At 73.6% G+C, this 21,962-nt stretch carries 17 protein-coding genes and 1 pseudogene; 6 read left to right on the forward strand and 12 right to left on the reverse strand.

What is annotated here, in order from left to right; translation table 11 throughout:
• Positions 1-162 precede the first annotated feature (162 nt).
• Positions 163-1,494: a C40 family peptidase gene (locus ACU436_RS15020; protein WP_459025591.1), complete on the reverse strand. Its 1,332-nt coding sequence runs from the start codon at positions 1,492-1,494 to the stop codon at positions 163-165.
• Between the two features lie 257 nt (positions 1,495-1,751).
• Here ACU436_RS15020 and ACU436_RS15025 point away from each other — a divergent pair, with 257 nt between their 5' ends.
• On the forward strand, positions 1,752-4,562 hold the full coding sequence (locus ACU436_RS15025) for an aconitate hydratase (RefSeq protein WP_459025593.1): 2,811 nt from the start codon (positions 1,752-1,754) through the stop codon (positions 4,560-4,562).
• Between the two features lie 170 nt (positions 4,563-4,732).
• Positions 4,733-5,629 carry a LysR family transcriptional regulator gene (locus ACU436_RS15030; RefSeq protein WP_459025595.1) on the forward strand — a complete coding sequence of 299 codons (897 nt, stop codon included), beginning with the start codon at positions 4,733-4,735 and terminating at the stop codon, positions 5,627-5,629.
• An 81-nt stretch (positions 5,630-5,710) separates the two neighbouring features.
• Here ACU436_RS15030 and ACU436_RS15035 read toward each other — a convergent pair.
• A pseudogene (locus tag ACU436_RS15035) lies at positions 5,711-6,478 on the reverse strand (oxidoreductase).
• A gap of 208 nt (positions 6,479-6,686) precedes the next feature.
• On the opposite strand from ACU436_RS15035, the gene ACU436_RS15040 reads away from it, so the two are divergent.
• Positions 6,687-7,397 (forward strand): TSUP family transporter, encoded by a 711-nt coding sequence (locus ACU436_RS15040; protein WP_459025597.1) that lies wholly within the window; start codon positions 6,687-6,689, stop codon positions 7,395-7,397.
• Here the strand turns inward: ACU436_RS15040 and ACU436_RS15045 are convergent.
• Positions 7,384-8,487 carry a LacI family DNA-binding transcriptional regulator gene (locus ACU436_RS15045; protein WP_459025598.1) on the reverse strand — a complete coding sequence of 368 codons (1,104 nt, stop codon included), beginning with the start codon at positions 8,485-8,487 and terminating at the stop codon, positions 7,384-7,386. The genes ACU436_RS15040 and ACU436_RS15045 overlap by 14 nt on opposite strands.
• A gap of 49 nt (positions 8,488-8,536) precedes the next feature.
• Here ACU436_RS15045 and ACU436_RS15050 point away from each other — a divergent pair, with 49 nt between their 5' ends.
• Positions 8,537-10,372, forward strand: coding sequence for a glycoside hydrolase family 2 protein (locus ACU436_RS15050; RefSeq protein ID WP_459025600.1), 1,836 nt, complete (start codon positions 8,537-8,539; stop codon positions 10,370-10,372).
• 5 nt (positions 10,373-10,377) lie between these two features.
• On the opposite strand, the gene ACU436_RS15055 is transcribed toward ACU436_RS15050, so the two are convergent.
• From ACU436_RS15055 to egtA, 6 genes are all read right to left on the reverse strand, one after another.
• Positions 10,378-11,121, reverse strand: a complete 744-nt coding sequence (locus ACU436_RS15055) for a ribonuclease activity regulator RraA (RefSeq protein ID WP_459025602.1) — start codon at positions 11,119-11,121, stop codon at positions 10,378-10,380.
• Between the two features lie 141 nt (positions 11,122-11,262).
• Complete coding sequence (locus tag ACU436_RS15060; RefSeq protein WP_459025604.1) at positions 11,263-11,721, reverse strand: cupin domain-containing protein; 459 nt, start codon at positions 11,719-11,721, stop codon at positions 11,263-11,265.
• 52 nt (positions 11,722-11,773) lie between these two features.
• Positions 11,774-12,742 carry an L-histidine N(alpha)-methyltransferase gene (gene egtD, locus ACU436_RS15065; protein WP_459025606.1) on the reverse strand — a complete coding sequence of 323 codons (969 nt, stop codon included), beginning with the start codon at positions 12,740-12,742 and terminating at the stop codon, positions 11,774-11,776.
• Positions 12,739-13,527: an ergothioneine biosynthesis protein EgtC gene (gene egtC, locus ACU436_RS15070; protein ID WP_459025608.1), complete on the reverse strand. Its 789-nt coding sequence runs from the start codon at positions 13,525-13,527 to the stop codon at positions 12,739-12,741. Before egtC ends, egtD begins: the two co-directional genes overlap by 4 nt.
• Positions 13,528-13,685: 158 nt before the next feature.
• Positions 13,686-15,020 carry an ergothioneine biosynthesis protein EgtB gene (egtB, locus tag ACU436_RS15075; RefSeq protein ID WP_459025610.1) on the reverse strand — a complete coding sequence of 445 codons (1,335 nt, stop codon included), beginning with the start codon at positions 15,018-15,020 and terminating at the stop codon, positions 13,686-13,688.
• Entirely contained in the window at positions 15,017-16,327 is a 1,311-nt protein-coding gene (egtA, locus tag ACU436_RS15080; protein ID WP_459025611.1) for an ergothioneine biosynthesis glutamate--cysteine ligase EgtA, read from the reverse strand. The genes egtB and egtA overlap by 4 nt, the downstream gene beginning before the upstream one ends.
• A gap of 126 nt (positions 16,328-16,453) precedes the next feature.
• Between egtA and ACU436_RS15085 the strand changes: the two genes are divergently transcribed.
• Complete coding sequence (locus ACU436_RS15085) at positions 16,454-17,023, forward strand: TetR/AcrR family transcriptional regulator (protein WP_459025613.1); 570 nt, start codon at positions 16,454-16,456, stop codon at positions 17,021-17,023.
• 113 nt (positions 17,024-17,136) lie between these two features.
• Here ACU436_RS15085 and ACU436_RS15090 read toward each other — a convergent pair whose 3' ends face one another.
• Positions 17,137-19,074: an ABC transporter ATP-binding protein gene (locus tag ACU436_RS15090; protein ID WP_459025615.1), complete on the reverse strand. Its 1,938-nt coding sequence runs from the start codon at positions 19,072-19,074 to the stop codon at positions 17,137-17,139.
• Positions 19,075-19,188: 114 nt separating this feature from the next.
• Between ACU436_RS15090 and ACU436_RS15095 the strand changes: the two genes are divergently transcribed.
• Positions 19,189-20,736, forward strand: a complete 1,548-nt coding sequence (locus tag ACU436_RS15095) for an amidase (RefSeq protein ID WP_459025617.1) — start codon at positions 19,189-19,191, stop codon at positions 20,734-20,736.
• 62 nt (positions 20,737-20,798) lie between these two features.
• Here the strand turns inward: ACU436_RS15095 and ACU436_RS15100 are convergent, their stop codons facing one another.
• Positions 20,799-21,602 carry an enoyl-CoA hydratase/isomerase family protein gene (locus ACU436_RS15100; protein WP_459025619.1) on the reverse strand — a complete coding sequence of 268 codons (804 nt, stop codon included), beginning with the start codon at positions 21,600-21,602 and terminating at the stop codon, positions 20,799-20,801.
• 37 nt (positions 21,603-21,639) lie between these two features.
• Positions 21,640-21,849 carry a helix-turn-helix domain-containing protein gene (locus tag ACU436_RS15105; RefSeq protein WP_028932228.1) on the reverse strand — a complete coding sequence of 70 codons (210 nt, stop codon included), beginning with the start codon at positions 21,847-21,849 and terminating at the stop codon, positions 21,640-21,642.
• Between the last annotated feature and the right edge of the window lie 113 nt (positions 21,850-21,962).

The raw sequence follows: 21,962 nt of genomic DNA on the forward strand, positions 1-21,962 counted from the left end.
GCCCGTGAGACGCCGGTGAACCGGGGCTTCCGCCGTCGTCGACCATCGCCGCGTGAGCGGCGGATGGTCAACGAAAGGTGGACGAGCTGTAGGCGTCAATGATTCGTTGACATCGGAAGGGTCGGCGTCGGGGCACCGAACCTCCGACGGAGCGGCGGGCGCTCAGAGCACCCGCGCCGCCTCGGGCATCAGGCCCTTCGTCCGCATGTCGGTCACGCGCACGTTCCCGCCCGTGTACGGGGCCTCGATCATCTTGCCGTCGCCGACGTACATCGCGACGTGGTGGATCGGGGCGCCCGGGTTCTTGTAGAAGACCATGTCGCCCGGGCGGACGTCGGAGACGGGCACCTGCTCGCCCGCGTGGAACTGGTTGCGGCTCACGCGCGGCAGCGAGACCCCGGCCCCGCTGAACGCGTACTGCATCAGCCCGGAGCAGTCGAAGCCCACGCGGCTCAACGACGATCCGAAGGCATCCGGGATGCCCGTGCTCGGGCCGCCGCCGTTCCCGCCGCCCCACACGTACTGCACGCCGATCTGCGACATCGCCCGGTCGATGACGCGCCGCACCCCCGCGCTCCCCCGCACGGTCGCCGACCGGCCGGCCGAGGCCACCCGCGCGGCGGCGGCATCGCGCTCGGCCCGCTGCCGCGCCGCACGCTCCTCGGCCATCCGGCGCTGCCAGTCGTCGAACCGCTGGCGCTGCGCGCGCAGGCCCGCATCGGCCGACTCCGCGGCGTCGAGCTGCCGCTGCACGCCCGCCCGCTGGGCCGCCACCGCTGCCAGCTTCTCGGCCTGGGCGCGGGCGGCGGCCTGGGCGGCGGCGACCGCGTCGTCGGCCTTCGCCTTGGCCGCCTCGGCGGCGGCCTCGGCCCTCTTCGCCTCCTCGAGCGCCGCCCGGGCGGTGGAGTCGGCGTTGGCCTTGTCGACCCGCGCGCGCTCCAGGCCTTCCTGCGCCTGCAGCTGGTTGCGCGCGACGATGTCGGTGTACTCGGCCCGGGCGAGCAGGTCGTCGGGGCTCGTGGCCTCGGTGAGCAGCCCCAGCGGGCCGGCGTCGATGCCCTGCAGGTACGTGGTGGACACGATCTCGTCGAGCCGGGTCCGCGCCTGGTCGATCGCGACGGTGGCCGCATGCGTCTCGATGCGGGCCGCCTCGGCCCGCTTCCCCGCGGTCGCGGCGGCGTCCTGCGCGGACTGCAGGTCCACGAGCGCCGCCTCGGCGGTCTCGCGCTGCGCCGCGAGCGCCGCCTGCAGGTCGTCCACCTTGCTGTCCAGCTCGGCGAGCGTGGCCGTCAGGCGGGCCACGTCCCCGGCGCGCGCATCCACGTCCTGGCGGCTGTGCCGCAGGTCGTCGTCGCTCGGGTTGGGCGGCGGCGCCGGTTCCTGGGCGAACGCGGTGCCCGTCCCACCCGGCACCGCGAGGCCCAGGACCGCGGCGAGCAGGGCCAGTACGAGCACGCGTCGACTCCGCACGAGCCGCACGAGACCGACCTCCATCCATCGCGCGAGTGACCGTGTTGCGAGTGATCTCCACGAGCGATGGCACTGTGACACTTCCAGCGCAGATGCACCCGACGCCACACCCGTAACGGGGGCAACTTCCACCACTTCGGTGGAGTCGGGGGCCACCTCGACCTCTTAGCAGGACAAGCGTACTGTTTGAGGTGCGGGGCCTGTCGTACCGCGAACGTGGCGGTGCGCGAGACTCCGGGGAGCCCGATCCCAGCGCCCACCACCGCCAGGAGGACAGCGACGTGACCAGCCCTGACAGCTTCGGAGCGAGAGGAACCATCCAGGCCGGAGGGGCCGATCACGAGATCTTCCGCCTGTCGGCCGTCGAGGGCGCGGACCGCCTGCCGTTCAGCCTCAAGGTGCTGCTCGAGAACCTCCTGCGCACCGAGGACGGCGCGAACGTGACGGCCGACCACATCCGCGCCCTCGCGGGCTGGGACCCGGCCGCCGAGCCGAACACCGAGATCCAGTTCACGCCCGCCCGCGTGGTGATGCAGGACTTCACGGGCGTGCCGTGCGTCGTCGACCTCGCCACCATGCGCGAGGCCGTCACCGAGCTCGGCGGCGACCCCGGCAAGGTCAACCCGCTCGCGCCCGCCGAGCTCGTCATCGACCACTCGGTGATCATCGACATCTTCGGCCGCCCGGACGCCTTCGAGCGCAACGTCGACTTCGAGTACCAGCGCAACAAGGAGCGCTACCAGTTCCTGCGCTGGGGCCAGGGCGCGTTCAGCGAGTTCAAGGTCGTCCCGCCGGGCACCGGCATCGTCCACCAGGTCAACATCGAGCACCTCGCGCGCGTGGTGATGACGCGGAACGGCCAGGCCTACCCCGACACCCTCGTCGGCACCGACTCGCACACCACGATGGTCAACGGCCTCGGCGTGCTCGGCTGGGGCGTCGGCGGCATCGAGGCCGAGGCGGCCATGCTCGGCCAGCCCGTCTCGATGCTCATCCCGCGCGTGGTCGGCTTCAAGCTCACCGGCGAGATCCCCGCGGGCGCCACGGCCACCGACGTCGTGCTGACGATCACCGAGATGCTCCGGCGCCACGGTGTGGTCGGCAAGTTCGTCGAGTTCTACGGCGAGGGCGTCGGCGCCGTCCCCCTGGCCAACCGCGCCACCATCGGCAACATGAGCCCCGAGTTCGGCTCCACCGCCGCGATCTTCCCGATCGACGACGAGACGATCCGCTACCTCACGCTCACCGGGCGCTCCGCCGACCAGATCGCGCTCGTCGAGGCCTACGCCAAGGAGCAGGGCCTCTGGCACGACCCGTCGCGCGAGGCCGTCTACTCCGAGACGCTCGAGCTGGACCTGTCGACGGTCGTCCCGTCGATCGCCGGGCCGAAGCGCCCCCAGGACCGCATCGAGCTCTCCGACTCCAAGGCGTCGTTCCGCAAGACCGTGCACGACTACACCGACGACGCCGTCGCCGAGCCGCCTGCGCACAGCGGCGTGGACGAGGCCGGCCGGGAGTCCTTCCCGGCCAGCGACTCCCCCGCGCTGAGCTTCGCCGACGACGACGCCGAGCCGGTGGTGTTCTCCGCCGCGAACGGCGGCGAGGGCCGGCCCTCCAAGCCGACCACGGTGAAGTCGGAGGGCCGCGGCGAGTTCGTGCTCGACCACGGCGCCGTCGTGATCGCCTCGATCACGTCGTGCACCAACACGTCCAACCCGTCGGTGATGCTCGGCGCCGCGCTGCTCGCGAAGAACGCGGTCGACCGGGGCCTCACCGTCAAGCCGTGGGTCAAGACGTCCATGGCGCCCGGCTCGAAGGTCGTCACCGACTACTACGAGAAGGCCGGGCTCTGGCCGTACCTGGAGAAGCTGGGCTACCACCTCGTCGGCTACGGCTGCACCACCTGCATCGGCAACTCCGGCCCGCTGTCGGACGAGATCTCGGCCGCGGTCAACGAGGCCGACCTCTCGGTGGTGTCCGTGCTCTCGGGGAACCGCAACTTCGAGGGCCGCATCAACCCCGACGTCAAGATGAACTACCTGGCCTCGCCGCCGCTGGTCATCGCGTACGCGCTGGCCGGCACGATGGACTTCGACTTCGAGTCCCAGCCGCTGGGCCAGGACACCGACGGCGGCGACGTCTTCCTCCGTGACATCTGGCCCTCGCCGCAGGACGTGCAGGCCACGATCGACAGCGCGATCAGCCAGGAGATGTTCACCAAGGACTACGCCGACGTCTTCGCCGGCGACGAGCGGTGGCGCTCGCTGCCCACACCCGAGGGCGACATCTTCGCGTGGGACGCCGACTCCACCTACGTCCGCAAGCCCCCGTACTTCGAGGGCATGCAGCCGGAGCCGGAGCCGGTGCAGGACATCTCCGGCGCCCGGGTGCTCGCGTTCCTCGGCGACTCGGTCACCACCGACCACATCTCCCCCGCGGGCTCCATCAAGGAGGACTCCCCCGCCGGGCAGTACCTGCGCGGGCACGGCGTCCAGAGGCGGGACTTCAACTCCTACGGCTCCCGCCGCGGCAACCACGAGGTGATGATCCGCGGCACCTTCGCGAACATCCGGCTGCGCAACCTGCTGCTCGACAACGTCTCGGGCGGCTACACCCGCGACTTCACGCAGGACGGCGCCCCGCAGGCGTTCATCTACGACGCCGCCGAGAACTACGCCGCCCAGGGCACTCCCCTGGTCGTCCTCGGCGGCAAGGAGTACGGCTCCGGCTCCTCGCGCGACTGGGCCGCGAAGGGCACGGCGCTGTTGGGCGTCCGGGCCGTGATCGTGGAGAGCTACGAGCGCATCCACCGCTCCAACCTGATCGGCATGGGTGTGCTGCCGCTGCAGTTCCCCGAGGGCGAGTCGGCGAGGTCGCTGGGTCTGGACGGCACCGAGGCGTTCGACGTCAGCGGCGTCACGGCCCTGAACGACGGCTCGACCCCGCGCACCGTGCACGTCACCGCCACGAAACCGTCCGGCGAGAAGATCGAGTTCGACGCGGCCGTGCGCATCGACACCCCCGGCGAGGCGGACTACTACCGCAACGGCGGGATCATGCAGTACGTGCTGCGGGGCATGCTGCGCAGCTGAGCACCGAAGAGGCCCTGATTGCGGCCCGAACGCACTTCCGGGGAGCCACCGCCGCAGCGAAGCAAGGCGGCGGGTCTCCGGGGAAGGCGCAGCCACTTCCCTGCCGCCACGTTGCAGGGAAGTGGCTTTGCCGCAATGTGGCGGGGCGGCCCGCGTAGGATTGTGAATCGATGAGCCTTCGCCAGTTCGAGTACGCCCTGGCCGTTGCCGCGGAGGGCTCGGTCACGGCGGCGGCGGAGCGGCTGCACGTCGCCCAACCGTCGATGTCCCAGCAGATCCGCAACCTGGAGCGGGATCTGGGTGTGCGGCTGTTCACCCGCACACCCACCGGGCTGGTGCCCACCGTGGCCGGCCGCGCGTTCCTCCGGGACGCGGAGGTCGCGGTGAACGCGGCACGTCGGGCGCGGGCCACGGCGCGGGCCGGTGCCGACGAGCTGGTGGGCGAGCTGGTGGTCGCGGCGCAGATGGGCTTCGGTACGCGGCAGCTGCCGGGCGCGCTGACGGCGCTGCGCCGCCGCTTCCCGCGGGTGGAGATCACGGTCTACGAGGAACCGAGCTCCGCCGAGCTGGAGCGGCTGTGCCGCCGGGGCGTGCTGGACCTCGCCCTGATGGCGAAGTGCGAGCGGAGCCCCGCCGACGCCCACCACCTCGGCGACGAGGAGTTCGTCGTGGTGCTGGGCGTGGGGCACCCGCAGCTCGCCGCCGACCGGGTCGAGCTGCGCGTGCTGGAGACCCAGCCGTGGGTCAGGTTCGACCGCGACAGCGCGCTCGACGGCGTGCTGCTGAGCGTGCTGGGGGACGGCGAGCCGACGCCCACCACGGCCGCCCGCGTGTCCCAGACGGCCACCGCCGTGCGCTGGGCCGCCGACGGGCTGGGGGTCGCGCTCGTCCCGGCCTCCGCGGTGCCCCACGGTTACGAGCACCTCGTGCGCCCGGTGTTCCCGGCGGTGTCCCAGCCCGTCATCGCCGTGGTCCGGCAGCACGCGGGCCCGGCGGAAACGGCCCTGCTCGAGCTCCTGCGCCAGGAGACCTGGTACGACGCAGCTCCCGTCTCCCTGGTGTCCTGACCCGAGGCCGCTCAGAGCTGCGTGCGGCCGCCGTCGACGGCGAGCTCCGCATTCTTGTCGCTGTGGACACCCATTTTCTCCTCACCCCCTGGGGAACTCGCCGCCGTCGATGCCGAGGACCTGTCCGGTGACCCAGCTCGCCCGGTCGGACACGAGGAACAGCACGGCGTGGGCGATGTCGTCGGGCCGGCCGGCACGCCCCAGCGGAGGGGTGTTCGTCGCGCCGGGCCCCACGCCCAGGCTCTTTCAGTGCTCGCGGGTGGCCTCGCCGCCGGGGGTGGCGGTCCGGCCGGGGCTCACGGCGTTGACCCGGACCCCGGACGGGGCCAGCTCCGCGGCCAGCCCCCGGCTGTAGTTCTCCAGCGCCACCTTCGCCGCCTGGTAGTGCAGGAACGGTGGCGTCGGGGGGACGACCGCGGCCGTGGAGACGTACACGATCGCCCCCGAACGCCGCTCCCGCATACCCGGCGCGAGCAGCGCATCCACTCGCACCGCCGACAGGAGGTTCAGGTCCAGCGCGTCTCGCCACTCCTCGTCGGGGATGGCCAGAGCGGACGCGTGCGGTCGCGCCCCACCCACGTTGTGGACCAGGACGTCCACCCCGCCGAGCACCTCCTGTGCGGCCGCGGCGAGCGCCTCCGCTCCGGCCCGCGTCCGCACGTCGGCCGCGACGAAGGCGGCCCCCTGCGGCGTCGTGCTCGTCGCGGACCGCGCGGTCGTGAGCACCTCGGCGCCCGCGTCCAGGAGGTGGCGCACGATGGCCGCCCCGATTCCGCGGGTGCCACCCGTCACCAGGGCCCGCTTTCCCGACAGTTCCCGCGTCCCCGATCCGTTTTCGACCGTGGTCATGTCACCCGCCCTTTCGATTGTGTGTCCGGCCGAGCGGCGAACCGTTTCAGGCTACGGCCGGAAAACAACGACAAGCAAAGACGAAATGCGAGCAGGCGGCATAGGCCGTTCCTATGGCGTCCCGGCCTCCCCTGCGGCCGGTCAACGATCCGTTGCCGATCGGTCGGCGTCAATGATTCGTTGACAAGGTACGGACTATCGTCACCCCGTGACCATCGCGCTCGCCGGGCTCGCCATCGCGCTCGGAGCGTTGGTGCAGGGTTCGGTCGGGTTCGGCATCGCGCTCGTGGCCGCGCCCCTCCTGGCCATCATCGACCCGCGGCTCGTGCCCGTCCCGATGCTGTTGCTCGCCACCGCCCACGCGATGCTCACGCTGCGCCGCGAGTACCGCGACACCGACTGGACCGGCGTCGCCTGGGCGCTGCTCGGCCGCCTCCCCGGAATCGTGATCGGCGTGCTCGCCGTGGCGCTGCTGCCGCCCCGCTGGTTCGGCCTGGCGGTGGCCGTCGTCGTGCTGACCTGCGTCGGCCTCTCGATGGTGCGCTGGCGGCCCCGGCCCACCGTGCCCGCCCTGCTGCTGGCCGGGGTCGTCTCCGGCGCGGCCGGCACGGCGTCGGCGATCGGCGGCCCACCCGTCGCGCTGCTGTACCAGCACGCGCACGGCGCCCGGTTGCGGGCCACGATGGCGGCCTACTTCGTGGTCGGCTCGCTGCTGTCCCTCACCGGGCTCCTCGTGGGCGGCCAGTTCAGCGCCGACGCCGTGGGGGCCGCCGCGGTCATGGTCCCGTTCCTGATCGCCGGCTTCGCGCTGTCCGGCCCGTTGCGGCGCCACCTCGACCACGGCTGGACCCGCCCGGCCGTGCTCGCCATGGCCGGCGCGGGCGCCCTCGCCCTGCTCGGACAGGTCACGCTGGGCTGACCGCTCCGGTGACGCGGTCCGGTCGGCGATCACGGAGCTGCTCGGCCCGGTCGGCGCCGCCGACCGCCGACCCGGGATCCGGGGGTGCCGGCGCGCTCTCCCGGACGACGAGGTGGTGGCCCACGGTGACCTGCCGCCCCGGGACGTCGGGGTCGGCCATCCGTTCGAGGAGCAGGTCCAGGGCCCGTTCCCCCAGGGCGCGGGTGTCGGGGGCGACGCTGCTGAGGCTCGGCACCGTGCTCGCGGTGAGGTCGATGGCGTCCCAGCCGACGACCGCGACGTCGCCGGGAACGGCGAACCCGCGCTGCTGCAGCGCTCGGAGCGCGCCGACCGCGGCCAGGTCGTCGCGGCAGAGCAGGCCGTCGATCGCGAGCCCGGCGTCGAGCGCCGCGCGCAGCGCCCGCTCGGCCCCGACCGCGTCCCCCTCACCCCGGGCCACGAGCAGCGACACGTCGAACGGGAGCCCGGCCCGGTCGAGCGCGCGCCGGTACCCCTCGATGCGCAGCTCGGACGGGCGGGAGGGGGCGCCGATCTCGTGGCCGAGGAAACCGATGCGGCGCCGCCCCAGAGCGACCAGGTGCGTCAGCGCCTCCTCGGCCGCGACGACGTTGTCGATGGCCACCTGGTCGGCGCTCGGGGGCCGCGGGTCCTCGCCGAGGAAGACGAGCGGGGTGTCGCGCCGCAGGCCTTCGAGCTCGGCGGCGGTGAGCGCCTGCGGGTGGATCACGACCCCGTCGACGATGCCGGCCTCGAGGTCGCGCAGCACGGAGCGCTCGCCTTCGGGCGTGCCGCCGGTCTCCTCGAGCAGCAGCCGGTACCCGCGGGCCGTGCTGACGCGCGCGAACACGTGCGCGAGCTCGGCGAAGTACGGACGCCGCAGATCCGGCACGGCGAGCGCGAGCACCCGCGACCGCCCGGTCGCCAGGCTTCGGCCGCTGACGTTCGGCCGGTAGCCGAGCTCGTCGATCGCGGCCTGCACGCGCTCCCGCGTGCGCGGGCTCACGTGCCGGTAGCCCCGCACCACGTTGGACACGGTCATCACGGACACACCGGCCCGGATCGCGACGTCCCGCAACGTGACCCTCTCCACCGTCGCACCTTATCGCCGAGCCGGATTTGTAGCGCTATAAAGTACCCCCGTGAGCGCTTCCCCCTCCGACCTCCCCCTGGCCTCCCAGCAGGACGGCTCCTACCCCCGCCCGCAGATGATGCGCACCGCATGGGCGGACCTGGACGGCACGTGGTCGTTCCGGCACGACGACGCGGACGCCGGCCTCACCGCCGGTTGGAGCGCCGGGCTGCCGGAGGCCCAGGAGATCGTCGTGCCCTTCCCACCCGAGTCGACGGCGTCCGGGATCGCCGAGCCCGGCTTCCACCGGGTCGTGTGGTACGCCCGCACGATCACCGCGGACGACGTGGCCGCCGCCGGCGGTTCCGGGCACGCGCCCCAGGTGCTGCTGCACTTCGGCGCCGTGGACTACCGGGCCCGCGTGTGGGTCGACGGCGCACTCGTCGGGGAGCACGAGGGCGGCCACACCCCGTTCACGTTCGACGTCACCGCGCTCGTCACGGGCGGCGACGACCACGTCCTCGTCGTCCGCGCCGAGGACGACCCGCACGACCTCACGCAGCCGCGCGGCAAGCAGGACTGGCACGAGGACGCCCACGCCATCTGGTACCGGCGCACCACCGGGATCTGGCAGACCGTGTGGCTGGAGGCGGTGCCGGCCACGAGCATCGCGCACGTGCAGTGGCTACCGGGCGGGCCGTCGGCGGTCGACCTGGACGTCCGGCTCCGCGGGCGCGCCGCCCCCGGCACCCGCCTGCGGGTCGCACTGCGGTTCGACGAGGGGGACGCGGACCTCGGCGCCCTCGACGTCGACGTGCCCGCCGAGGCGACCGTCGTCCACGTGCCGGTGCCGGTCGCCCGGCAGCGCAACGGCCAGGCCGCGGACGAGCTGACCTGGTCGCCGGACCGCCCCCGGCTGGTCGACGCCGCGGTGTCGCTGCACGACGCCGACGGGGGCGTCGTCGACGCGGTGAGCTCCTACCTGGGGATCCGGACCGCCGGCGTCGACCGCGGCGCATTCCTGCTCAACGGCCGGCCCTACGACGTCCGGTCGGTGCTGAACCAGGGGTACTGGCCCGACAGCCACCTCGCCGCGCCGTCCCGCGCGGCCCTGCGCCGCGAGGTCGAGCTGATCAAGGAGCTCGGGTTCACCGCGTGCCGCATCCACCAGAAGATCGAGGACCCCCGGTTCCTGTACTGGGCCGACCGGCTCGGGCTGCTCGTGTGGGGCGAGACCCCCGGCGCCTACGAGTTCTCCGCGACCGCGGTGCACCGGCTCGCGCGGGAGTGGATGGACGCCGTCGACCGGGACGCCTCGCACCCCTCGATCGTCACCTGGGTGCCCTTCAACGAGTCGTGGGGGATCCAGCACGTCGCCGACGACCCCGCGCAGCAGGCCTTCTCCCGGGCGCTGACCGACCTCACCCGCGCGCTCGACCCCACCCGGCCCGTCATCTCGAACGACGGCTGGGAGCAGCAGAACTCCGACATCCTCACCGTGCACGACTACGAGGGCGACGGCGCGGCGCTCGCGCGGACCTACGCCGACGCGGCCGCGCGCCACCGCCTGCTCTCCGGCATGGGGCCGGCCGGCCGCCGCATCCTCGTCGGCGGAGCGGAGGACCGCGGCCAGCCGGTGATGCTCACCGAGTTCGGCGGCATCGACTACCAGCCCGGCACCCCGCGCGACGACGGCTGGGGCTACACGGCCGCGGCCGACGCGGACGACTGGATCGCCCGCATCACCGCCCTCTACGACGGCATCCGGGCGAGCGCGTTCCTCGCCGGCTCCTGCTACACCCAGCTCACCGACACCATGCAGGAGACCAACGGGCTGCTGACCGCCGAGCGCGAGCCGAAGGCGCCGATCGAGGAGATCCGCCGGGCCGTGCGCGGCAGGCCCTGACCCGATCACCCCTCGGTCTGGGCCCGCCGCCACTCCTCGTACTCCGGCCGGGCGGCGTCCGACAGCGGGTAGTAGCGCTGCAGGTCGCCGCCCTCCGCGAGCTTGATCCGGGAGAACACCTCCCACTCGGCGTGCGCCCCGGCGATCTCGAGCAGCTTCGGGGCCAGCGCGATCGGCACCACCACGGCGCCGTCGTCGTCGGCGATGACGATGTCGCCCGGCACCACGACGGTGCCGCCGCAGGCGACCGGCACGTTCACCGCGGTGGGCACGATGCCGGTCTGGGTGTGGAAGTTGGGCGTGGTGCCGCGCAGCCACATCCCGATCCCCAGCTCGGACGCGGGGCCGAAGTCGCGGATGCAGCCGTCGACCACGATCCCCTTCCCGCCGCGGCCCGCGAAGTAGGTGAGCATCATCTCGCCGAAGATCCCGCTGGTCATGTCCCCGCGGGCGTCGACGACCACGATGTCGCCCGGCTGCGTGTGGTAGAGGACGTGCCGGTGCAGCTGCCGCTCCGGCTGGCTGTACTCGTCGACCGGGTAGAGGTCCTCCCGCTTCGGCAGGCACTGCAGCGTCAAGGCCGGACCGGCCACGCACTTCCCGGGCGTCCGGCTGACCGGACCGGCGATGTGGGCGCTGCGGATGCCGAACTGCTTGGCGAGCTCGCTGCTGGCCGTCGCGCTCCCGACGCGCTCCAGCCCGGCGACGAGGTCGGGGTCGGGTCGGACGATGTCGGGCGTCTCCACCATGTGGTCCTCTCACGTGCTGCGCCGCGGCGGCCTGCCGCAGCCTCCCGGACGATCTCCGGTTCTCCCCGACCCTCGCCGGAGCCCGGCCCGCGCGTCAATGGAGCCGCGCCACGAGCGTCATTCGACAACCGAATGCCGGTATCAGCCCGCCGGGTGGGTGGGATCGATCCACGGCACGTGCTCGGGCTCCGCCACGCCCTCGATGTCGAGGTTCACCACGACCGGCTCCTGCCCGCTGCGCGTGAGCACGCACTCGAGGGGCTCCTCGTCGAGCGCGTTGATCTCCTGGTGCGGCACGAACGGCGGCACGTAGATGAACCCGCCCGGCCCGGCCTCCGCGGTGAACTCCAGCCGCTCACCCCACCGCATCCGCGCCCGGCCACGCACCACGTAGATCACGCTCTCCAGCTCGCCGTGGTGGTGGGCACCGGTGCGCGCGCCCGGGTGGATCGTGACGGTGCCGGCCCACAGCTTCTGCGCGCCGGTGCGGGCGGCCGTGATCGCCGCGGCGCGGTGCATGCCGGGCGTCTGCGCGGTGTTCGTGTCCAGCGCGTCGCCCGGGACGACGCGGACTCCTTCGGAGCGCCAGTCAAAATTCATCCGGCTAGGATTCACCCGGCCGATCCTGGCAGACCGGCGGCCCGCACGGCGCTCAGACGGCGGTGGCCAGGGTGAGCGCCATCCGGTCCTGCGGATCGGTCCAGCTGCCCACGACGTCGAAACCGGCCCCGGCCAGCATCGCCCGCACCCCCGGCAACCGGAACTTGGCCGATATCTCGGTGCACATCTCCTCCCCCGCCTCGAACTCGACGGTGAGGTCCAGATCGGCGAGGGTGACGGTCATCGCCCGCCGCGCGACGAGGTGCATCTCGATCCATTCGTTGCCGGCGTCCCACACCGCCTCGTGGTCGAACGCCTCGACGTCGAAGTCGGCGGAGAGCTCCCGGTTGAGCACGTGCAGCACGTTGCGGTCGAACTCCGCGGTGACCCCGGCCGCGTCGTCGTAGGCGGGCACGAGCACGGCGGGGTCGACGACGAGCCCGGTGCCGAGCAGGAACTGCTCCCCCGGCCGCAGCGCGGCGCGCAGCGCCCGCAGGAACTCCGCCCGCTCCGGTGGCAGCAGGTTCCCGATCGTGCCGCCGAGGAAGGCGACCATGCGGCGGCCCTCGGTCGGCAGCCGGTCCAGGTGCGCGGTGAAGTCGCCGACCACGCCGTGCAGCTCCAGCCCGGGGTAGTCGGCCGCCAGCTCCGCCATCGCGTCCCGCAGCGCCGAGGCGCTCACGTCCTGCGGCACGTACCGGCGCAGCGTGCCGGCGCGGCGGAACGCGTCGAGCAGCAGGCGGGTCTTGGCCGAGGAACCGGACCCGAGCTCGACGATCGTGTCGGCACCCGACGCGACCGCGACGGCGCCGGCGGTGCGTTCCAGCAGGGCGCGTTCCGTGCGGGTGGGGAAGTACTCGGGCAGCTCCGTGATCTTCTCGAAGAGCGCACTGCCGCGGGCGTCGTAGAACCACTTCGGCGGCAGGTGCTTCGGGCGGGCCGTGAGGCCGGCGCGCGCGTCGGCGCGCAGCGCGGCATCCGCGTCGGCGCCGGTGAGGTGGACGTCGAGCAGCGCGGTCATCGCACTCCTTGGATGGTGGGTGCCCCGGCAGTGGCCGGCGTGGCTACCAGCGGGACGCATCGGTGGCCGCCGGGCTCGGCAGTGACGAGGTGGCGGTCGGGCACCGGGCGCCAGCCCGGATCGGTGTCGAGGGGCTCGGAGGCGACCAGCGCGCTCCGGTCGTCGGTGCGGACGGACAGCGCGTGGTACCAGGCGGTGGCCCAGATCCCGGTGCCGTCGGTGAGCAGCAGGTTCAGCCGGGACTCCGGCGCCGCGGCCACCACGTCGGTGACGACCCCGGCCAGCGCGTCACCCGGCTGGACGCCGGCGCGCAGCCGGTGGCGCACCAGCGCCCAGAGCAACGCGGCATCGGTGGGCGCCTCGAGGGTGAGCAGGTCGGTGACGGGCAGCGCACCGGCGAGCCCGGCCATCGACCGCGGCCATCCCCGGACCACGCCGTTGTGGCTGAACAGCCACCGCCCCTCCGCGAACGGTGCCGCGGCGCCCGCGGTGACGGGCATGCCCACCGTGGCCGAGCGGACGGCGGCGAGCACCCCACCCGACCCGACGGCCGCCGCGACCGCCGGGAACGAGGGGTCCGACCAGATCGGCTGCGCACTGCGGTAGCACGCCGCCGGACCGCCGGGATCGGGGTACCAGCCGGCGCCGAAGCCGTCGGCGTTGATCGTGCCCCCGCCGCGCATGTCGGCGGGCGCGTAGCTCTGGCGCAGCAGCGAGTGCGGCGCCTCGAGCACCAGGGACGCCGGGGTGACCGGCGGCCCGACGTAGGCGAGGTGTCGGCACACTAGTGCCCCCCACCGGGAGCTCGGTGCGCGTATCGGCGGATCCAGGTTCCTGCCGCGGGGCCGGCCTCGTACCGGGCGTACTCGGCCGGTACGCCGGTACGCCCAGCGGGAAGCTGGGCCGTCGAGACGTGTGTCGGGCTTCCGGTGGGGGGCACTTTCTACGCCACGTCCTCGGGACGGGCGTCGCGCGCGCAGCGGAAGCCGGCGAAGATCTGCCGGCGGATCGGGTGGTCCCAGTTGCGGAACGTGCCGCGGACCGCCGCGGGCGCGGTGCCGAACGAGCCGCCGCGCAGCACCCGGTAGTCGCCGCCGAAGAACACCTGCGAGTACTCCGGGTACGGGAAGACCTCGAAGCCCGGGTACGGGTGCCAGCCCGAGCTCGTCCACTCCCAGACGTCACCCATCAGCTGCTGCACGCCCAGCGCGGACGCCCCGAGCGGGTAGGCGCCTGCCGCGGCCGGCCGCAGGTGGCGCTGGCCCAGGTTGGCGCGGGCGGGCGTGGGGTCCTCGTCGCCCCACGGGTAGCGCCGGGACCGCCCGGTGGCCGGGTCGTGCCGGGCGGCCTTCTCCCACTCCGCCTCGGTGGGCAGCCGCTTGCCCACCCAGCGCGCGTACGCCTGTGCCTCGTGGAAGCAGACGTGCACGACCGGCTCGTCGGCGGGCACCGGCTCCACCACACCGAACCGGCGGTGGTGCCAGGTACCGGAGCCGTCGCGCTGCCAGAACTGGGGCGCGACCAGCCCGGCCGACACCCGGTGGGCCCAGCCCTCGTCGGTCCACCACCGCGCGTCGTCGTAGCCGCCCGCCTCGACGAACGCCGCGTACTCGCCGTTGGTGACGGCCGCCGTGTCGATCACGAACGCCGGCACGTCGACGGCGTGGGCCGGCCGCTCGTTGTCCAGGGCCCACGGCTCCGTGGACGTGCCCATCGTGAACCGACCGGCCGGCACCAGCACCTCGCGCACCGCGGGCGGGCGCCCCGCAGGTGGTGGGGGTGCGTGCAGGACCGGCGCCCCGGCGCGCAGCTGGTGGGTGGCGAGCATCGTCTCGTCGTGCTGCTGCTCGTGCTGCACGATCATGCCGAACGCGAACCCGTGCTCGACGAGCCTGCGCCCGGTGAGCGGGCTGCGCTCCAGCGTGTCGAGCGCCTTGTCCCGCACCTCGGCGACGTACGTGCGGGCCTCGGCCGGGGTGAGCAGCGGCAGCTCGACGCGGCTCGCGCGGGTGTGCTGGAACGCGTCGTAGAGCCCGTCGATCTCCGGGCGCAGCGGCTCGCGGCCGCCCACGTCGCGCACGAGCCACAGCTCCTCCTGGCTGCCGATGTGCGCGAGGTCCCAGACCAGGGGGGACATCAGCGGCGAGTGCTGGGCCACCAGATCGGCCTCGTCGACGGCATCGGTGAGGACGGTGCTGCGGGCCCGCGCCTCCGCGAGGAGCCCGGCGACGCGGCCGCGCAGCTCTTCGGTGGAAGTGGCCGTTTCGGGGATGGTCATGGGGTCGCTACCTCCGGGAGGTCCGGATCGTCGGCGGGACATCGCCCGCGGAGTACCTGCTGCTCGTGCATGTCGATGAGGTCGTCGGCCACCCACTGCGGGGCCCCGACGGCGGGCAGCCTGCCGATCGCAAGCTCGAAGACCGTGGCCGCGGCCCGGGCGAGCACGCGGTCGGACAGGCCGTGGCGGGCACCGGAGGTCCAGCGCCCGGCCGCGGGAGCGCACGCCGCGCGCACCTGGTCGATCGTGGCGGGGTCGGACAACAGCCCCACCAGCACCGCGACCGGCAACGCCCAGCGCCGGCCCGGCTGGGCGTCGACGTAGCGCACCTCGAGGTGACCGTGCGGGCGCACCGGCGGGAACAGCGTGGTGACGTGGTAGTCGAGATCGGCCGTGGTGGGCGGCTCCGGCAGGGCACCGCGGACCCAGTCGGCGAACGTGACGCCGTGCGGCACCGTCCACGTGCCGGGCCTGCGCACCGCAAGCACGGGCGTGTCGAGCACCCTGCGGGCCCACGCCTCCCCCGGGTCGGTGCCGCGGGCGTCGGCCACCGGTGGCGGCGCCGTGCGGGCCGGGTCGGCGCTCTGCCAGCACGCCCAGCGCGACGACTTCCAGCCGGTGCGCCTGCCGTGCAGCGTGGGCGAGTTGGCGAACGCGGCGAGCAGCACCGGGCCCAGGGCGTGCAGCACCGCCCACCGGGCGCCGACGTCCGACGCCTCGCCCGCGTCGAGGCACACCTGTACGGCCGCGGTGGAGCACATCGCGCTGCGGCCGAAGGGCCCCCGGCGGTCGAACGACTCCTCCATGGCCTGGTAGCGCGGCAGCTGCAGGATGCGGCGAGGCGGGCGGATCGCGTCGGTGGCGCGGGGCGCTGGATGGAGCCCGGCGGCGGCGAGGCGCTCGTGCAGGACGGCCGTGTCGGCGATGACGGTCTGCAGGAGGGAGGCGAGGTCGGGGCTCGGTGGGCTGGCCAGTTCGATCTGGCCGCCGGGTTCGACCGTGACGGTGGAACCGGAGGGTAGGGGCTGGGCGGGGGACGACGGGTCGAGGCTGGACGGGGCGTACCGGCCGAGTGCGGTGGCGAGCTCCGCGGCCTCCGGTGCCGAGCGCTGCTCGGGCGGGCGGTGCAGGAGCCACTCGAGCTCGACGCCGAACAGCCGCGGTGGACCGTGCTTGAAGCAGACGGAACCGACGTGGGTCTCGGCATCGGCACAGTCGCGCAGCACCGAGGGCCCCGGATCGGGACGACCCGCCTCCGGGCCCGAGTTCTGCTGCGGGACGGCCATGATCGCCGCCTTTTCTGACATGCCCGCGACGCTACCCTCGGGCGCTGACAATTTCGGATGACGTGACGATGACGTCCGAGCCCGACGTCCGAACCGGCGTCCTCCCAAGCCGTACGTACGGTTGGAGATGGCGGTATCGTCGACCGGGTGCCCAGGGTCAGCACCGACCAGCTCGCAGCACGGCGGCAGCAGATCCTCGACGGCGCCCGCAGCTGCTTCGCCCGTCACGGCTACGAGGGCGCCACCGTGAGGCGGCTGGAACAGGCCACCGGCCTGTCCCGGGGTGCGATCTTCCACCACTACCGCGACAAGGAAGCGCTGTTCTTCGCCCTCGCGGAGCAGGACGCCGAGCGGATGGCCGACGTGGTGGCCGCGCAGGGCCTGGTCCAGGTGATGCGCGAGCTGCTGTCGTCCCCCCATTCCCTCGACACCGGCTGGACCGGCACGTTCCTCGAGGTCGCCCGCCGCGGCCGCACCGACCCGGGCTTCCGCGCCCGTTGGCGCGCGCATGCCGAGGCGCTCACCACCGCCACCGAGCAGCGCCTCGCCCGGCAGGCCGCCGCCGGCATCCTCCGCGACGACGTCCCCGTCCCCGTGCTGGCGCGCTACCTGGAGCTGGTGCTGGAAGGCCTGGTGTCGCAGCTGGCCATGGGCCTGCGCGCCGACCACCTGGAGCGGGTCCTGGACGTGGTGGAAGGCTCGGTCCGGCGGAGGTGACCCCGCAGGCGGAGCTGAGCGGCGCACTCCCGGCGCTCGCACACCAACCGTGGTGCTCGCACACCAACTGCAGTTCGTGTGCGAGCACCGGAGTTGGTGTGTGAGCCCGGCGGTCAGCCGACCAGGTGCTCCTCCCGGTGCCGGGCGGTGCAGCCCGGGACGCCGCACGCGACGCCGTCCGCCCCGGGGTCGGGGGCGAACTGGGTGCGGTGCAGCAGGGCGTAGCGCCCGTCGAGGGCCAGCAGCTCGTCGTGGGTGCCGCGCTCGACGATCCGCCCGTGTTCCAGCACCGCGATCCGGTCGGCGGCGCGCACCGTGGAGAGGCGGTGCGCGATGACGATCGCGGTGCGGCCGTCGAGGGCCTCGGCGAGCGCCTCCTGCACCGCGGCCTCGGACTCGGAGTCGAGGTGGGCGGTGGCCTCGTCGAGGATCACCACGCGGGGCCTGGCGAGCAGCAGCCGCGCGATCGTCAGGCGCTGGCGTTCGCCGCCGGACAGCCGGTAGCCGCGCTCCCCCACCACCGTGTCGAGCCCGGCGGGCAGGCCGGCGAGGAGGTCGCCGAGCCGGGCCCGGCGCAGCGCGTCGACGATCTCGGCGTCGGTGGCCTCCGGCGCGGCGTAGCGCAGGTTGGCGCGGATCGTGTCGTGGAACAGGTGCCCGTCCTGCGTGACGACGCCGACGGCGCCGCGCAGCGACGCGAACGTCAGGTCCCGCACGTCGGTCCCGGACAGGTGCACCGAGCCCGCGTCCACGTCGTAGAGGCGCGGCACGAGCGAGGCGAGCGTCGACTTCCCGGCGCCCGACGACCCGACCAGCGCCACCAGCTGCCCGGCCCCCACCTCGAGGTCGATGTCGTGCAGCACCTCGTCGCCGCCGCGGGTGTCGAGCACCGCGACCTCCTCGAGGGACGCGAGCGACACCTGCTCGGCGCTCGGGTAGCCGAACCGAACGCCGGTGAGGCGCACGTCGACGGGGCCGTCGGGGAGCGCGACGGCGCCGGGCCGCTCGGTGATCATCGGCTTCAGGTCGAGGACCTCGAAGACGCGCTCGAACGACACCAGCGCGGTCATCACGTCCACCCGCGCGTTCGCGAGGGCGGTCATCGGCGTGTACAGGCGGGTCAGCAGCAGTGCGAGCGTGACGACGGTGCCCGCTTCGATCCGGCCGGTGACGGCGAGCCAGCCGCCCAGCCCGTAGACCAGCGCCTGGGCCAGCGCGGACACCAGCGACAGGGCCGTGACGAACACCCGCGAGACCATCGCGGTGCGCACGCCGATGTCCCGGATGCGCTCGGCGCGCTCGCCGAACTCCCGCGCTTCCTCGTCCGGCCGGCCGAAGAGCTTCACGAGCGTGGCACCGGGCGCGGAGAACCGCTCGGTCATCTGGTTGCCCATGCCGGCGTTCAGGTCGGCCGCCTCCCGGCGGAGGTCGGCGAGGCGGCGGCCGAAGCGGCGTGCGGGGATCACGAAGATCGGCAGCAGGACCAGCGCGAGCAGCGTGACCTGCCAGGCGAGCGTCATCATCACGCCGAGCGCGAGCGCCAGCTGGATGCTGTTGCTCAGCACGGTGGCCAGCGTGGAGGTGATCGCGGACTGGGCACCGATCACGTCGCCCGACAGCCTGCTCACGAGCGCGCCGGTGCGGGTGCGCGTGAAGAACGCGACCGGCATCCGCTGCACGTGCTCGAAGACCGCACGGCGCAGGTCGACGATCACGCTCTCGCCGATGCGGGAGGAGAACCAGCGCGAGACCAGCCCGACGACGGCCTCGACGACCGCGAGCGCCGCGATGCCCGCGGCCAGCCCGACCACCGTGGCGACCGCGACCGACACCTCACCGCGGGCGACGATCGCGTTCACGACCCGCCCGGCGAGGACGGGCGTGAGCACGCCGACGGTGGCCGACACCACCGTGAGCAGCAGGTACGCGAGCAACCGGGCGCGGTGGGGGCGCGCGAACGCCCAGATCCGCGGGATCGTGCCCTTCTTGATCGATTTCGGCGCGTCCGCGCCGCGCACGACCCCGCGCAGCATCCCCATCGGCCGATCCATCCACGGCCCCCTTCACTTACACCGTTGCAACCAACGTTCCAACACGAAGAGGACCTCCGGTACTCCCCCTCCCGTATTACGGTCGACCCACCCGCCTCAACGAGGAGACCGGCCATGCCCCTTGACCCGCCCGACCACGCCGCACTCCACGCCGCAGCCGAGCGCTACGGCCTCGGCCTCTCCGACTCGGACATCGAGTCGTTCGGCCCGTTCGTCGACGGGCTGCTGGCGTCGTGGGACGTCGTCGAGCAGCTGTACACCGCCGACGCGCCGGCAGCGCCCGAGCGCACGTGGCGGCGCCCGGACGACGCCGACAACCCGTACGGCGCCTGGTACGTCACCACCGACGTCACCGAGGGCGGGCAGGGCCCCCTCGCCGGCCGCACCGTCGCGATCAAGGACAACACCGCGGTGGCAGGCGTGCCGATGATGAACGGCTCGCCGTACCTGGAGGGCTACGTCCCGCTGCGCGACGCCACCGTCGTCACGCGACTGCTCGCCGCCGGCGCCACCATCGCTGGCAAGGCGGTCTGCGAGGACCTCTGCTTCTCCGGCGGCTCCCACACCTCCCGCCCCGCGCCGGTGCGCAACCCGTGGGACGAGTCCCGGTCCGCGGGCGGCTCGTCCTCGGGCAGCGCCGCGCTCGTCGCGGGCGGCGTCGTGGACGTCGCCACCGGTGGCGACCAGGGCGGCTCGGTCCGCATCCCGTCCGCCTACAGCGGCACCGTCGGCCACAAGCCGACGTTCGGGCTGGTCCCCTACACCGGGGCGTTCCCGATCGAGCAGACCATCGACCACCTCGGCCCGATCACGCGCACGGTGGCCGACGCCGCGCTCGTGCTCTCGGTCATCGCGGGCCCGGACGGCCTCGACCCCCGCCAGCCGCGCGACATCGTGCCCGACGACTACGTCGGGGCGCTCGCCCGCGGCGCCGAGGGCCTGCGCATCGGGGTGGTCGCCGAAGGCTTCGGGCACCCGAACTCCGAGGCCGAGGTCGACGACGCGGTGCGCGCGGGCGTCGACGTCCTGCGCGGCGCCGGCCTCACCGCCGAGGACGTCTCGATCCCGTGGCACGCGCACGGCGCGCGCATCTGGGACGTCATCGCCACCGAGGGTGCGATGAACCAGATGGTCGAGGGCAACGGCTACGGCATGAACTGGGAGGGTCTCTACGACCCCGAGGTGATCGAGCACTACGGCAGCCGGTGGCGCGCCGACGGGAGCCACTTCTCCGAGACCGTGAAGTTCGTGCTGCTGACCGGCGGCTACGCCGTCGACCGCCAGCACGGCCGCTACTACGCGATGGCGCGCGACCTCGCGCCCCGGCTCCGAGCGGCCTACGACGAGGCGCTCGAGCGCTACGACGTGCTCGTCATGCCCACGCTGCCGCTGCGCGCCACCACGCTGCCCGCGCCCGGCGCCCCGCGCGAGGAGGTGATCCCCCGCGGGCTCGAGATGATCGCCAACACCTGCGTCACCGACGTCACCGGGCACCCGGCCTGCTCCGTGCCCACCGGTCCCGCCGGCGGCCTCCCGGTCGGGATGATGATCATCGGCAGGCACTTCGCCGACGCGACGGTGCTCCGCGTGGCCCACACGTTCGAGCAGGCGGTCGGCGGCTTCCCGGCGCCACCGCGCACGGCTGCCGCGGCCCGGGCCTGATCCGGCGGACGGCGCGGCGGTCGGACAGCTACCGACGAACGCGCCGTCCGTCCGCGCCGCGCTCAGCCTTCGCCCGCTGCCAGCGAGCGGAGCCTGCGCAGCTGGGCCGCCCGCTCCGCGGCGAGGGCCTGGGCCGGGTCGGCGCCCTCGGCCACGCCCGCCAGCAGGCCGAGGGTCTCCGCCGCGGCCTTCGGCGATGCGGTGAGCAGGGAGGCGATGCCCGCGTCGACAGCGGCGTCGAGCTCCGCGACCGGCACGGCACGCACCGCGAGGCCGATCGAGACCGCCTCGGCGGCACCGATCCGCCGTCCCGACAGGCAGATCTCCACGGCGCGGGCGTAGCCGACGGCGTGCACGAGCGGGTACGTGCCGCCGAGGTCCGGGACGATGCCCAGGGTGGTCTCGGCCATGCAGAACTGCACGTCGTCGGCGACGACGCGCAGGTCGCAGGCGAGCGCGAGCTGGAAGCCCGCGCCGATGGCGTGGCCCTGCACCGCCGCGACCGTGAGGCGCGAGGGGTCACGCAGCCACGAGAAGCCCGCCTGGTAGGTGGCGATCGTCGTGTCGGCCTCGCCGTCGGGCAGCGCGGCGACACCGGCCAGGCCCGGCTGCCCGTCCAGCTCCGTGGCGGTGAAGAACTTCCGGTCGAGACCGGCGGAGAACGCGCGGCCGGAGCCACGCACCACCACGGCGCGGACCCCGGCCGGCAACGTCTCCCCGATCGCCCGGAGCGCCTCCCACGTGGACGGGCTCTGCGCGTTCAACACCTCGGGTCGCGCCAGCGTGATCGTGGCCCGTGAACCGTCGACGTCGAGCGTGAGCCCGCCGCGCTGAAGGAGCTCCGGGTCGATCGCCGTCGCAGTCATGACGGCAGGTTACCTCGGAGTAGGAAGCGGCTTGCGCCTACTTCTTCTTGGTGCGAGTGGCCCCGCCACGCCCGCGCAGCGTCACACCCGTCTCGGACAGCACCCGATGGACGAAGCCGTACGACCTGCCGGTCTGCTCGGCGAGCGCACGGATGCTGGCGCCCTTCTCGTACTTCTTCTTCAGGTCGGTGGCGAGCTTGTCGCGCTGGGTGCCGGTGATACGAGCACCCTTCTTCAGGTCGGCCATGACACCTGATCTCCTTCGCCCACCTGCATGACCGCAGGCAGATCGTTTCCGGCTCCCCCCGGTGGGGCAATGATCGTCCACGGAGGTACCCGGTGCCAGGAGATCCACTCAGT

It is taken from the genome of Pseudonocardia wallangbongensis (assembly GCF_054486945.1).